General features: G+C 63.2%; 11 protein-coding genes and 2 pseudogenes. 4 read left to right on the top strand and 9 right to left on the bottom strand.

The genetic code is table 11. The features are described from left to right. Positions 1-30 precede the first annotated feature (30 nt). Positions 31-1,281: an NAD(P)/FAD-dependent oxidoreductase gene (locus tag LKE06_RS22880; protein ID WP_228001416.1), complete on the top strand. Its 1,251-nt coding sequence runs from the start codon at positions 31-33 to the stop codon at positions 1,279-1,281. Between the two features lie 56 nt (positions 1,282-1,337). On the opposite strand, the gene LKE06_RS22875 is transcribed toward LKE06_RS22880, so the two are convergent. Then, entirely contained in the window at positions 1,338-2,504 is a 1,167-nt protein-coding gene (locus LKE06_RS22875; RefSeq protein WP_228001415.1) for an MFS transporter, read from the bottom strand. Next, complete coding sequence (locus LKE06_RS22870; protein WP_228001414.1) at positions 2,501-3,130, bottom strand: GntR family transcriptional regulator; 630 nt, start codon at positions 3,128-3,130, stop codon at positions 2,501-2,503. The genes LKE06_RS22875 and LKE06_RS22870 overlap by 4 nt, the downstream gene beginning before the upstream one ends. Positions 3,131-3,635: 505 nt before the next feature. Between LKE06_RS22870 and LKE06_RS22865 the strand changes: the two genes are divergently transcribed. Next, the gene (locus LKE06_RS22865; RefSeq protein ID WP_372477415.1) at positions 3,636-4,991 is read left to right on the top strand and encodes an MFS transporter; all 1,356 of its coding nucleotides are present in this window, start codon (positions 3,636-3,638) and stop codon (positions 4,989-4,991) included. A 132-nt stretch (positions 4,992-5,123) separates the two neighbouring features. Here the strand turns inward: LKE06_RS22865 and LKE06_RS33520 are convergent. Next, positions 5,124-5,186, bottom strand: a pseudogene (locus LKE06_RS33520) (hypothetical protein); the annotation flags it as partial. A 103-nt stretch (positions 5,187-5,289) separates the two neighbouring features. Then, positions 5,290-6,665, bottom strand: a pseudogene (locus LKE06_RS22850) (IS630 family transposase). A gap of 665 nt (positions 6,666-7,330) precedes the next feature. Here LKE06_RS22850 and ku point away from each other — a divergent pair. Both ku and LKE06_RS22840 read left to right on the top strand, forming a co-directional pair. Next, positions 7,331-8,263 (top strand): non-homologous end joining protein Ku, encoded by a 933-nt coding sequence (gene ku, locus LKE06_RS22845; RefSeq protein ID WP_228001412.1) that lies wholly within the window; start codon positions 7,331-7,333, stop codon positions 8,261-8,263. Continuing rightward, complete coding sequence (locus LKE06_RS22840) at positions 8,260-8,727, top strand: GNAT family N-acetyltransferase (protein WP_228001411.1); 468 nt, start codon at positions 8,260-8,262, stop codon at positions 8,725-8,727. The genes ku and LKE06_RS22840 overlap by 4 nt, the downstream gene beginning before the upstream one ends. 14 nt (positions 8,728-8,741) lie before the next feature. Here LKE06_RS22840 and LKE06_RS22835 read toward each other — a convergent pair whose 3' ends face one another. The 5 genes from LKE06_RS22835 to LKE06_RS22815 all read right to left on the bottom strand — a co-directional run bounded on the left by LKE06_RS22835 (position 8,742) and on the right by LKE06_RS22815 (position 12,432). Next, positions 8,742-9,362: a hypothetical protein gene (locus LKE06_RS22835; protein ID WP_228001410.1), complete on the bottom strand. Its 621-nt coding sequence runs from the start codon at positions 9,360-9,362 to the stop codon at positions 8,742-8,744. Positions 9,363-9,623: 261 nt separating this feature from the next. Continuing rightward, on the bottom strand, positions 9,624-10,094 hold the full coding sequence (locus tag LKE06_RS22830) for a hypothetical protein (protein WP_228001409.1): 471 nt from the start codon (positions 10,092-10,094) through the stop codon (positions 9,624-9,626). Positions 10,095-10,280: 186 nt separating this feature from the next. Continuing rightward, positions 10,281-10,649, bottom strand: coding sequence for a metal-sulfur cluster assembly factor (locus tag LKE06_RS22825; protein WP_228001408.1), 369 nt, complete (start codon positions 10,647-10,649; stop codon positions 10,281-10,283). Continuing rightward, positions 10,642-11,139: a Fe-S cluster assembly sulfur transfer protein SufU gene (gene sufU, locus LKE06_RS22820; protein WP_228001407.1), complete on the bottom strand. Its 498-nt coding sequence runs from the start codon at positions 11,137-11,139 to the stop codon at positions 10,642-10,644. Before sufU ends, LKE06_RS22825 begins: the two co-directional genes overlap by 8 nt. 3 nt (positions 11,140-11,142) lie before the next feature. Further along, positions 11,143-12,432, bottom strand: coding sequence for a cysteine desulfurase (locus tag LKE06_RS22815; protein ID WP_228001406.1), 1,290 nt, complete (start codon positions 12,430-12,432; stop codon positions 11,143-11,145). Between the last annotated feature and the right edge of the window lies 1 nt (position 12,433).

Below are 12,433 nucleotides of genomic sequence, written 5' to 3'. Positions count from 1 at the left end.
CAGCACCCAGATCACTCACAAGGAGGTTTCGTGTCTTCCGCCGACTCGATCCGCACGGTCACTGTTGTCGGGGGCGGGCTCGCGGGCTTCACAGTCGCCCGTGAGCTTCGATCTCGCGGCTTCGACGGTGTGTTGCGCATCGTCGACCCGCAGGGCATCCCCTACGACCGTCCGCCTCTGTCCAAAGCTTATCTCGACGGTCAGGCGAATGCGGACGCCCTCCACCTTGCCCCGGTGGATTGGTTCGCCGAGAACGCGGTGGAGATCGTCGACGATTCCGCGGTTAAGCTCTTCGCCAGCCGTAGGTCGGTCATGCTGGCATCCGGCGGCGAGTTGGCCAGCGACGCGTTGGTCTTGTCAACGGGTGGGCAAGCCCGCAGGTTGGCGATCCCCGGCGGTGACCTGCCGGGGGTGGTGACGCTGCGCACGCGAGAGGACGCCGATCTGATTCGCACCGCGTTGCGCCCAGGCTGTGCGCTGGTCATCGTCGGCGCTGGCCTGATCGGCGCGGAGGTTGCAGCTACAGCGACGAAGGCCGGGGCGAGAGTCACCTTGATCGATCCTATCCCCGTTCCTTTGGTACCCGCAGTCGGCGAGGAGCTAGCCGAGGCCCTGCATAGCATGCATGCCGCCAATGGGGTCGACATCATCGTGGGCACTCCCACTCGTGTGGTGTCCGATGGGCAGAGCCTGCTGGTTGATATCGAACGTCAGGGCGGGTTCAGCCGGGTAGCTGCTGACATGGTTCTGGTTGCGATCGGAATCGAAGTGGACACGGCCTTGGCCGACTCGGCGGAGCTCGTGGTCGACACCGGTATCGAGGTCAACGCATCCGGCGAGACCTCCAACCCCGCTATCTGGGCTGCGGGTGACGGAATCAGGGTCCGAGACGCTGATGGCACGCTGCGCCGGCGTAGCGAGCATTGGGAGGCAGCAATTATCAGCGGAACCGCTGCGGCGTGCGGGATCGTCGGCGAGCACCCGGCCGAGCGACCGCCGGCATGGTTCTGGAGCGATCGGTACGGCGTGCACGTAGAAGCTGTCGGATCGATGAATATCCCTGGTTTCACTGTAGTGAGAGAGTACGAGGGCGCTGTTCGGGTTGCGTTCCGTGTGGACACGAAAGGGGTTCTTGTCGGGTGCGCCGCCATCGATGAGGGCAGAGTTCTGCGGGCGGCGAAGCGACTTATCGCCCAGGGTGCCCGACTCGAGCCTGACTACTTGACAGATCCGAAAGTGGATCTTCGAAAGATTGGCAAAGAACTAAAGAACTACAGTTAAGCGCAGCTCGCGCGGTGAATGGGCCGATCTGCAAGGGAGATCGGCCCATTCGACGTTCAAACCTCGCTCGGCAAATGGTATCGAGAATTCTTCGCTATGACTGCCGTCCCTCCCAGTGCCACGAGGACCAGACAACTTAGTAGCACGGGGTAGCTCGCGACCCCCGAAAGTAGCGCCAGAACCGTGGGTAGCAAGAAGCCCACATAAGCCAGCGCGTAGTACACGCCGGTCAACGCGGCCAGCTCGTGTGGCCGTGCCAGCCGCTGCACTTCCATCAGCCCGGACACCATCGCAGTCCCGTAGGCCAAACCGAGCAGAATCGCGGCAATCAAAGCGACGACCGGCGATCGATCCACGGCCGCGACTGCGCTCGCCGCGAGCCCGCCTGACATGATCACCATGGCGAAAACGACGGCTCTAGCGCTGGTCGCCTGATCCAGGTTCTTGGCGAAAGGTTGGACGAGTGCGCCGGCTCCGAGTGTGCAAACGGTCAGCAGCGTCGAGTAGATAAGACCCCAATTGGCGACCTTATCGCCGACGAGCTGCGGCATGATCGCGTATGCCACTCCCGCCGAACCGAAGATCCACGGTGCCATCGGCATAATGACTCGGACAAATCGCGGGTGGCGGGCAGGTGCGAAACGCAAACCGGTACCGCGCTGAGCCGACTTGGTGCGCGTCTCTGGCAGCCGGAACAAATAGAATAGGGCAACCACCGCCAAAACCATGTGTACCACGTAAGGCAATGCAGTGGGATACGGCGCCCATTGAGCAAGCACGCCAGCGACCCCCGCCCCCAGTCCGAACCCCAGTGTGAGCCACAGCGCTCCACGTCGTGCTCCGGTTCCCCGGTCCGCTCCGGCCGCGACCGAAAGTTCCATGATGCAAGTCGACCCGACTGCCATCGCTGTCGCCACAGCAAGGCCCGTCATGAATCGGCCGACGGCGATCCAGCCAACACTGTGTGTCGCAATCAGAACACTGGCCAGCAGGCCGAGTACGGTACCGGTGATCAGCACAGGTTTACGCCCATACCGTTCCGATAGCGTCCCCGCTAGCAGAAGACCTGGAACGAGGCCGACGACGTACGCACCCAGCAGTGCGTCCACCGTCACGACCGACAGGCCGGACTGCCGGTACAGCACCAGAAGCGGGGTGAACTGGTTGCCGCCCCAGCCACATACGAACACTGCGGCCGCAGCCGCTTTCCAGGAGTTTTTCATCGCCGATGGGTCCCGTCGAGGTGTGAGCGCAGGGCGCGTGCGAAGTGGCCAGCGTCGCCGGCCTCGATAGTCGAGATCAGTTCCCTGTGCTGGCGAATCACCTCGGGTATCTGCTGCGGGCTCAGCCCGAGGGCGTGCACGCTCATCCGCCGTTGCCGGTCGGCCAGCGAAGCATAGAACCGAATTGTCAGCGCGTTGCGGCCAGCCGCAACGATCGACCGGTGAAATGTCTCATCTGCTTCTGCGAAAGCAGTGAGGTCGCCGTCATCGACGTGTCCGCACTGAGCGTCCAGCGCCTCCCGCAGTGCGGTGATGGCAGCTGGGACAAGTTCTGGCCGCCGCAACAACCGACGAACCGCAGCGATCTCGATCGCCTCGCGCGCATCCAGGATGTCCTCCGCCTCGCCCGGGGACACCGGCTTGACGACCGCGCCGCGCTTCGGGATAAGTGTCAAGAATTCCTCAGCTTGTAAACGTAGAAACGCGTCGTGGACCGGAGTGCGGCTGACTCCGAGACGTTCGGCGATCTCACCTTCCGACAGGAGATGACCACCTGGAAATTCCCCGTTCAGAACAAGCCTCTTGGTCAGGATGTAGGCGCGAATTGCTGCTGGTTCGTCGGGCATTCGGCGACACTATTTGTTCCATGCATGGTTGTGTTCATATGTTCCGAACCCCGGAACTCGACGTGTTCGGCGCGAATCGTGGTGGCAGAAGTCGAGGGCCGGTTCGTTGAGAACCGGCCCTCGGTTGGTTGGTCGTGAATTTCAAGTACGGATGGGTCCAGGTCGACCGCCTTCAGGAGCTGGTAGGCAGCAAAGCCTTCGAGCCCGAGCTCAGGACCCAATCCACTCGATTTGATCCCGCCGATCCGCAGCTCAACCCATATAAACGTGAACTAGTCGGCGACCCCAACTGTCGAACCCGGGCACACCACCAGGCAGCAACCGCCGCCGGGGCGAACAACCACGCCATCACCCGACAAAACCCGCACGTCAAAATCGCCGGTGAATGTTTGCGTTCCAGCCACCGGAAAAGCACCTGCGATGTGACGACAAGCACATCTAGGTTCAACCCGCGGCACACGAATGTCAGGGCGGCCGTAGCCTGCAACAACCGGAAAGGCCCATCATGGGAGAGTTGACCGATGATGCACAGCAACCCTCGTCGAGGAGGTTGGCCCGGGTAGTCACAGCCGGCTTCCTCGGAACAACTGTCGAGTACTACGACTTCTTCATCTATGGAACGGCAGCCGCACTGGTCTTCCCAAAGGTGTTCTTTCCAGAACTGGGCTCGGCAGCAGGGACCGCTGCCTCATTTGCCACCTTCGGAGTAGCATTCATCGCTCGTCCTGTCGGCGGCGTGGTCTTCGGCCACATCGGGGACCGGGTGGGAAGAAAAACCACGCTGATAGCTACTCTTCTCCTGATGGGCATCGCAACCGTATCGATCGGTGCGATTCCCGATGGCCGAGCTATCGGCATCTGGGCACCGATCCTCCTAGTAGTACTTCGTTTCGTCCAGGGCTTCGCTATCGGGGGTGAGTGGGCTAGCGCCGCCCTCTTCGTCGGCGAATACGCGCCGACGAAGAAACGCGCGCTGTTCGCGTTGTCTCCGACATTGGGTACCTCGGCCGGACTACTCCTCGCAACACTGACCTTCCTGCTCACAGGGTTGTCGATGAGCACAGAAACCTTCCTCGACTGGGGCTGGAGGTTGCCTTTCATCGCCAGTATCGTGCTGGTTCTTGTCGGGCTCTTTGTACGACTCGGCATTGCGGAGACCCCGGTCTTCCGCGCGGCCGCGCAGCGGCAGGCCGAAACGAGGGCGGCGAAGTCTCCGTTCAGCGAGATGCTCCGACACCAGTGGCGTGAGGTGATCCTCGCCTCTGGTGCGGTCATCATGTGGCTCGCCTTCTTCTACATGGGCGCTGTATACCTGACGAATTACGGAACCGGGCACCTCGGGTTCAGCCGAAACGCCATGCTGACGATCAACCTGATCGGCGTCTTCTTCAACATCGTAGGCAGCGTGGCCGGTGCACTACTCGCCGATCATTTCGGGCGACGAAAGGTCATCGGCGCAGCCAACGGATTTGCGATTGTATGGGCATTCGTTATGTTCCCACTCGCTGACACAGGCGGCGCGGCCGCGATGGTCCTTGCGGTCGGGATCACGCTGTTCGTGGTGGGTATCGCCAGTGGAACGACGACAGCCTTTCTCCCGGAGATCTTCCGCACGTCGTACCGTTCCACTGCGACAGGAGTGTCGTACAACATCGGTAGCGTGATCGGCGGCGCGATCCCTCCAATCCTCGCCGCGCCGATCCTCGCAGCGCACGGGAGTGTGGGGCTGTCCATCATGATGGCAGTGATTGCCGTCGTTGCCGCTCTGAGCGTGTATGCGCTTCGCGAGACAGCAGGGGTCTCGCTCGACGATGACGAGAAATCCGCGACTATCGGTGAAACTCCAGTGGCGCACAGCTAACCCGGGGCTTTCACGGTGGTGTGGGGTGAGTGGCGGGCCGTGAACGGAGATTGGAGCTCTGAGCTGCGATACGTCGGCGTCGATCCTGGCCACGATCATGCGCAACGTCTTCTCGCGGGGCCGTCGCAACGAAATCTCCAACTGGGCCAGGATCTCCTGCGGCGCGGTCCTCACCCACGTCGCGACGCCGGCTACCGACCGCATCCCCGCGGCGGTAGCCAGGATCGCGATCGCCAACAACCCCCACAACGGGTACGGCAGGGGCGGGCGAACGTGAGTGAACCCCGATGATGTCTCGTTATGTCGAGCCCTGGAGATGGGAAGTTTTGCCGGTTGAGGAGGTGGAGGCCGCAGTTGGCGCTGAGGGCGGTGCTGCGGCAGGCTTCGGCGATGTTGGTGGCTCCGTGGTTTTGCGCCATATGAAGGGTTCGGGTTCTCGTTCCAGTTGGTGATCCAGGCGCGGACGTCTTTCTCCAGTGCGGCAACGCTTTTGTGGACGCCGCGGCGTAGGAGTTGGTCGGTGAGGAACCCGAACCAGCGTTCGGCCTGGTTCATCCATGAGGATCCGGTCGGGGTGAAGTGCATGTGGAAGCGGGGGTGTTTGGCGAGCCAGGCGTTGATGGCCGGGGTTTTGTGGGTGGCGAGGTTGTCGCAGACCAGATGCACGTCCAACTCGGTGGGTACGGCTTTGTCGATCGCGACCAGGAACTTCTTGAACTCGGTGGCGCGGTGCTGCGGGTAGAGCTTCGAGATCACGGTGCCATCAGCGATGTTGAACGCTGCGAACACCTCACTCACGCCGTGACGTTGATAGTCATGGCTGCGACGTTCGGGCATGCCGGGCATCATCGGTAGCACCGGCTGCGAGCGGTCGAGGGCCTGCATACCGGATTTCTCGTCCACGCACAACACGACCGCCCGCTCCGGCGGATTGTGGTAGAGACCGACGACGTCGACGACCTTGTCCACGAATCGCGGATCGGTCGACAGCTTGAACCCGTCGACCAGGTGTGGTTTCAACTCGAACTTGCCCCAGATTCGTCCGATCGTCGTGCGCGACAAGCCAGTTCGCTTCGCCATCGACGACCTCGTCCAGTGCGTGGCGTTCGGTGGCGAGAGTTCCAGCGTGGTGATCAGCACGTCTTCGACCTGATCGAGCAGGATCGACGGCGGCCGCCCGGGACGGGGCTCGTCGACCAAGCCCGCGAGACGTTGCTCGACGAACCGGCGCCGCCACCGGGCCACAGTGCTCTCGGTCACCCGCAGATCAGCGGCCACCTGCTTGTTCGAACCTCCCGCAGCACAGGCCAGCACGATTTTGGACCGCAACACCAACGCCTGCGCGGTCTTCGCCCGACGCGACCAGCGCGTCAACTGCTCGCGCTCGTCATCGCTCAACACCAACTCCGCTTTCGGCCGCCCCGCCCGCTGGCCGTCGCTCAATCCATCCAGCCGTGATTCACGAAACCGCTTGCGCCACTTGCCCACCGTCATCGCGGTCACACCGAGATCGGCGGCCAACCGCTCATACACCACGCCGGGTTCAGCGCACCCGAGCACAATCCGCGCCCGCACCGCCACCCGCTCCGACCCCGCCCGCGACCACGCGACAAGCTGCTCCCGTTCATCATCGGTCAGCACGAACTCGACATCGTCACACCCGGAACCCACCACCCCAACACCATAGATAATTAGAACTCGAATTTCAGGACCGGCACACTAGCGACGCACAATAGAAGTACTCGTGCACACATCTGCACCAATATTGTTGCGGCTCCGTGATCGATTCCCCCCTCGCGCACGATTTTCTGTCATCGCTGACAAATTTCGCGACCGCGTGGTTGGGCGCACGCGGCACGCCAACCGCTGGACCAAGACTCGTCAGTTTGGCGCTGGCACGGCGATCACCAAAGGCTTCGGGTCCGCCAACTTCCCGGCTGGGTAATCAGCTTCGATCACCAACCGCCCACCCGAAATCCGCAGGGCATCCCCATTCCCATGTTCGACACGTCCCGACAGTCGAACAAATATGGGACAACCTCGAGCAGTCAACCGCCGATGACCAGCAGCTTCTGCCGGTGCAACGCGTGAGCACCATGGTCATATCCCCTCCAAACACAGACAATTGAGTGCACGGACAACGGGCCTTCGGCGCACGCCCGTCTGCCCTGACGTCACCTGTAAGCACGAAATGCAGGCCGCCTACCGGACATCCACAGGACGTCGCAGGTCCACAAACAGCATCGAACAATAACCGACAACACGCGTCAAAAACCACAAACCCTCAGGTCACGCCGGTTCACCGGACAAAACCGACTGGTCGAAAGTAGCATCGTGGAATGCGAGCTATATGGAAAGGCTCGATTGCATTCGGGCTGGTCAATGTCCCCGTAAAGGTTTACACCGCGACCGAGGACCACGACATCCGGTTCCATCAGGTGCACGCCAAGGACGGCGGGCGGATCAAATACGACCGGGTGTGCACGGTATGCGAAAAGTCCGTGCAGTACGCGGATATCGATAAGGCGTACGAATCCCCCGAAGGCGACAAGATCATTCTCACCGATCAGGACTTCGCGAAGCTGCCCGCGGCCGAGAAGCACGAGATCCCGGTGCTGCAGTTCGTGCCGTCGGATCAGATCGACCCGATCCTGTTCGACAAGAGCTATTATCTCGAGCCCGATTCGAATACGCCGAAGGCGTATGTGCTGCTGGCGACCACGCTGGAAGACATCGATCGCACTGCACTGGTGCACTTCACGCTGCGACAGAAGACCCGGCTCGCGGCATTACGGGTCCGCGACGGTGTTCTCGTGCTGCAAACGCTGCTGTGGCCCGACGAGGTCCGCGCTGCCGAGTTCGAATCCCTCGACGGTGTCGCCGCGCCCAAACCGCAGGAAATCAAGATGGCGGAAACGCTCGTCGAATCCATGTCCGACGATTTCGATCCCAGCGAGTACACCGACGAATACCAGCTCGAACTCGAGCGCCTGCTGAACGAGGCGATTGCCAGTGGCACCGGCAAAGTGCCCGCCCAGCCCGAGGCGGAACCCGCCGAAATGGATGCCGAAGTGGTGGACCTGGTCGCCGCGTTGCAGCGCAGCCTAGAAGCTAGTGGCCGTCGTACCGGCACATCCAGCCAAAGCAGCGATGGGCAGGACGGCGCCAAGAAGGCGGCCTCGGCGAAAAAGGCCACCGAGGCAGCGGCGAAGAGCACCGATCAGCCCGTCAAGAAGCCCGCGAAGAAGACGCCCGCCCGCAAGGGCGCGTGAACGGCTATACCTCCTGGTCGCTGACCAGCGTGGCCGAACACCTCGACAGCCCCGATGATGCGTGCTGGGTTGCCCTCGATTCCGATCAGGTCGTCGGATTCGTGCTCGGCTCAATGGAATTCGAGCACCGTGACGACTGGGGCTACCTCGAATGGATTGCCGTCGCGCCGGATATGCAGGGCCATGGCATTGCCCGGCGCCTGGTCGATGTCTGCTCGGAGGCACTGTTCGCGCGGGGCGCGCGCCGCATCGTCACCGACGTCGAGAACCGCAATGCCGCCTCATCGGCGCTGATGACTCGCAGCGGCTTCAGCGCGGCGGCCACCGTCACCTTGTTCGTGCGACCGAACCCCGACGCCCCCGAGCCGGATCCCGATAGTCCGCTGCCCGCGGTGGCGCCCGGAACCAAACGGGCACTCATTCGACGCGGCCGGCTCGCGGGCGGCGGCCGAGGCATGCACTGAGCACGTCGCGCCGATCAATCGGCCGCCGCCAGCGCCCGGCCTTCCTCGAAGAACGCCAACAGACCGGCCGTGGTATTCACCTCGTCGCGCGCACGCAGCGCACCGAAGGAGACATTCCAGAACGCACCGGTGCGCGCGGTCCACGGTCCCACGTACGCGTAGGGCCCCGAATGCGCGTCATCGCCCGGCGACACCCCGAAATTGACCTCGCCGATGGTGCTGGACAGATCGAAATGCTCCGGCCACAACACGGGCGTGACATCGGCCGCCAAACACCGCAGTGCCGAATCACCGAGAGCGAACCAGTCCGCGATCACCGTGGCCGCCGCCGCATCGATTCCGATCGCGTCGTCGGGATCGACGCCGGTGGTGTCCTGATACACCCCAGTGGGCGCCTCCGGTTCGAAACCCGCCGCCGCCGCAACCTCACGATAGGTCCCGGCGAGCGGCACCCGCATTCGCGCCGAAAGCAGATCGGTCCCGATCACCGACACCGGCCATCGCACACCGCCGAATCCGCCGGGCACCGGCCGTAGCCTGATCGTCCCGAAGTTCCGATACTGCGGTCCGGCGATCAGCAACTCTCCCGCTGCGTGCAGCGCCAGCCGGGTCATCCGATACGTCGCGTCGTCCACCCGGAAATCATCTCCATTGACGGCGCGCTCCGCACAGATTTCGCAGCCACCAGCCGAATCCGAACACCCGTCCGGATCGGGCCCTCACTTGCGGAACCTGGTTTCCAATTCCGCGAGTGTGGCGGTAGGTCGGCGGGGTCGTGGCCGCATCGTTCGGGATCGCGCGGAGCGTGAAGCAGAATCTCGTCACCGTCGATCCCGGCGTCACGTTTCTGGGCAACTTCCTCGCTCGAAAGGTATTGCGACGCTGAATTGTTCGAATCAGCTCAGCTCGCTGTAGGTGGCCGCGATGGTGAAGGCATGATCGCCGACCTCGCAGGTGACGGTGCCCTGGTAGCCGATGCCACAGGTGGTGTTCTGGAGGGTGATCTTGTGGCCCTCGGGGAGAATCTTCGCATTCGGGTAGCTGAATGTCGGGTTAGCGGCGCTCAGGAAATGCGCGGGCTCGATGACCGCTACGCGGACCTGGTTCGACCCCGAAGGCGCATCGATCGGCACTGCATCGCAGCCCGCGGGGCCACTGTTGTAAAGGATTCCACAGGCCCGCCCGTCGGGGGTCGTGAAGTAGACGTTGCCGTAGGCGTTGGAGTCGGAGACCTGATATTCGGTGAATTCGACCGGCGTGTACGGGTCGAGTACGGAGTCGGCCACGGCGGGGGTAGCAGTGGCGATCGCTACGCCGATGGCGACCGGCAACATCGCCGGTAGGAACGACTTCGATCGGATGTGCATGCGGTTGCATCCTTTGTTGTCGGTGCGGGGACGCCAGACATGTCCACGGCGCATCGGCAAACGATACCCGGCAATATGTCGGCGCGTCCGAACCCGTTCCAGCATCGGCACATTCGCCAAATCATGTTCACAGGCCTCGACCCCGGTACCGGAAGCGAATCCGGGTACCGGGGTCGAGGAGAACTGTTAGACCGTGAAGCCGAGGGCGCGCAACTGCTCGCGGCCGTCTTCGGTGATCTTGTCCGGGCCCCACGGCGGCATCCAGACCCAGTTGATCTTCAGGTCGTCCACCAGACCGCTGCGTACCAGGGCGTTGCGAGACTGGTCCTCGATGACGTCGGTGAGCGGGCAGGCCGCCGAGGTAAGCGTCATGTCGAGCACGGCGACCTCGTCTTCGATCGACAGGCCATAGACCAGGCCCAGGTCGACCACATTGATGCCGAGTTCGGGGTCGACGACATCACGCATGGCCTCTTCGAGATCTTCCAGGCGCTTGATGTCCTCTTCGGACAGCTGAGGCTGCTCGGTGGTTTCGGTAACCGGTGTCTCACTCATGGCGTTCCCCATTCGTCGGCAGATCACTGCCCATCGCAGGCTTGGCTTCTTCCGCTGCTGATACCCGGACCACCGCGTCCTTGAACGCCAGCCAGCCCAACAGCGCGCATTTCACCCGCGCCGGGTACTTCGCGACACCGGCGAAGGCGATGCCATCGCCGATCATGTCCTCGTCGCCCTCAACGGTGCCGCGGCTGGCGATCATCTCGTTGAACGAGTCGACCACCTTCAACGCCTGCTGTACGGGCAGGCCGATGACCTGATCGGTCAGCACCGAGGTGGAAGCCTGACTGATCGAGCAGCCCTGACCGTCGTAGGAGACGTCGGTGACATCGCCATTGGCGTCGATCTGGACGCGCAGCGTCACCTCGTCACCGCAGGTCGGGTTGACATGGTGCACTTCGGCACCGAACGGCTCCCGCAGCCCGCGGTGATGCGGGCGTTTGTAGTGGTCCAGGATCACTTCCTGGTACATCTGCTCCATGCGCATGTTCTATGCAACTCCAGTGTGCACATCGTCGGCGTTCGCTGCGTTCACACCGAAGAAACTCTGAGCCTTCCGCACCGCCGCTACCAGCGCGTCTACCTCGTCGAGGGTGTTGTAGACCGCGAAGGAGGCGCGGGCGGTGGCGGGCACGCCGAGGCGGCGCATCAGCGGCCACGCGCAGTGGTGGCCGACCCGGATGGCGACGCCTTCGTCGTCGAGAATCTGACCGACATCGTGCGCGTGGATACCGTCGACCACGAACGACACGGCACCGCCGCGCTCCACATTCTCGACCGGGCCGACAATTCGCACACCGTCGATCGCGCCGAGCCCTTCCAGCGTCGCACCGACGAGCGAATGCTCATGTGCCGCAACAGCATCCATACCGATCGCCTCGAGATACCGCACCGCGGCACCGAGCCCGACCACCTGCGAGGTCATCGGCACCCCGGCCTCGAACCGTTGCGGCGGCGGGGCGTAGGTGGTGAGTTCCATGGTGACGGTTTCGATCATCGAGCCACCGGTGATGAACGGCGGGGTCTCCTCCAGCAGCGCGCGGCGGCCGAACAGCACACCGACGCCGGACGGACCGAGCATCTTGTGCCCGGAGAACGCGGCGAAGTCGACACCGAGCTCTCGGAAGTTCACCGGCATATGCGGCACCGACTGGCAGGCGTCCAGCACCGTCAACGCGCCGACTTCCTTTGCCCGGCGCACCAATTCGGCGACCGGCGAGACCGCACCGGTGACATTCGACTGGTGGGTGAAGGCGACAACCTTGGTGGCGGGCGACAATTCGAGGGAATCGAGGTCGATGCGGCCGTCGTCGGTGATGCCATACCACTTGAGTGTGGCGCCGGTGCGGCGCGCGAGCTCCTGCCACGGCACCAGATTCGCGTGGTGTTCGAGCTCGGTGATCACGATCTCGTCACCGGGGCCGACGTGGTACGGGAACCGATCGTCGGCGAAGGAGTACGTCACCAGGTTCAGCGATTCGGTGGCGTTCTTCGTGAACACGATCTCACCGGCGTCGACGCCGACGAACCTGGCGATATCGGCCCTGGCGTCCTCGTAGGCGTCGGTCGCCTCCTCGGCGAGCTGATGCGCGCCGCGGTGCACCGCCGAATTGCGCTGCACCAGGAAGTCGCGCTCCGCGTCGAGCACCGCGACAGGTCGTTGCGAGGTCGCGCCGGAGTCCAGGTACACCAACGGTTTCCCCTCCCGGACCGTGCGGCTCAGGATCGGGAAATCGGCCCGGATGCGGGCCACGTCGAGTGCGGGGACCGTGGCGGTCATA

The sequence above is a fragment of the Nocardia australiensis genome (assembly GCF_020733705.1).
GTDB classification, from domain to species: domain Bacteria; phylum Actinomycetota; class Actinomycetes; order Mycobacteriales; family Mycobacteriaceae; genus Nocardia; species Nocardia australiensis.
The sequence above is the reverse complement of the archived record's forward strand: the minus strand, read 5'-3'. Positions and strand labels throughout refer to the sequence as shown.

Bases quoted from the DNA above. Each gene is read 5' to 3' on its own strand.
- LKE06_RS22875 (WP_228001415.1), bottom strand. From the start codon at position 2,504: ATGAAAAACTCCTGGAAAGCGGCTGCGGCCGCAGTGTTCGTATGTGGC.
- LKE06_RS22870 (WP_228001414.1), bottom strand. From the start codon at position 3,130: ATGCCCGACGAACCAGCAGCAATTCGCGCCTACATCCTGACCAAGAGG.
- LKE06_RS22865 (WP_372477415.1), top strand. From the start codon at position 3,636: ATGGGAGAGTTGACCGATGATGCACAGCAACCCTCGTCGAGGAGGTTG.
- ku (WP_228001412.1), top strand. From the start codon at position 7,331: ATGCGAGCTATATGGAAAGGCTCGATTGCATTCGGGCTGGTCAATGTC.
- LKE06_RS22830 (WP_228001409.1), bottom strand. From the start codon at position 10,094: ATGCACATCCGATCGAAGTCGTTCCTACCGGCGATGTTGCCGGTCGCC.
- LKE06_RS22825 (WP_228001408.1), bottom strand. From the start codon at position 10,649: ATGAGTGAGACACCGGTTACCGAAACCACCGAGCAGCCTCAGCTGTCC.
- sufU (WP_228001407.1), bottom strand. From the start codon at position 11,139: ATGCGCATGGAGCAGATGTACCAGGAAGTGATCCTGGACCACTACAAA.
- LKE06_RS22815 (WP_228001406.1), bottom strand. From the start codon at position 12,432: ATGACCGCCACGGTCCCCGCACTCGACGTGGCCCGCATCCGGGCCGAT.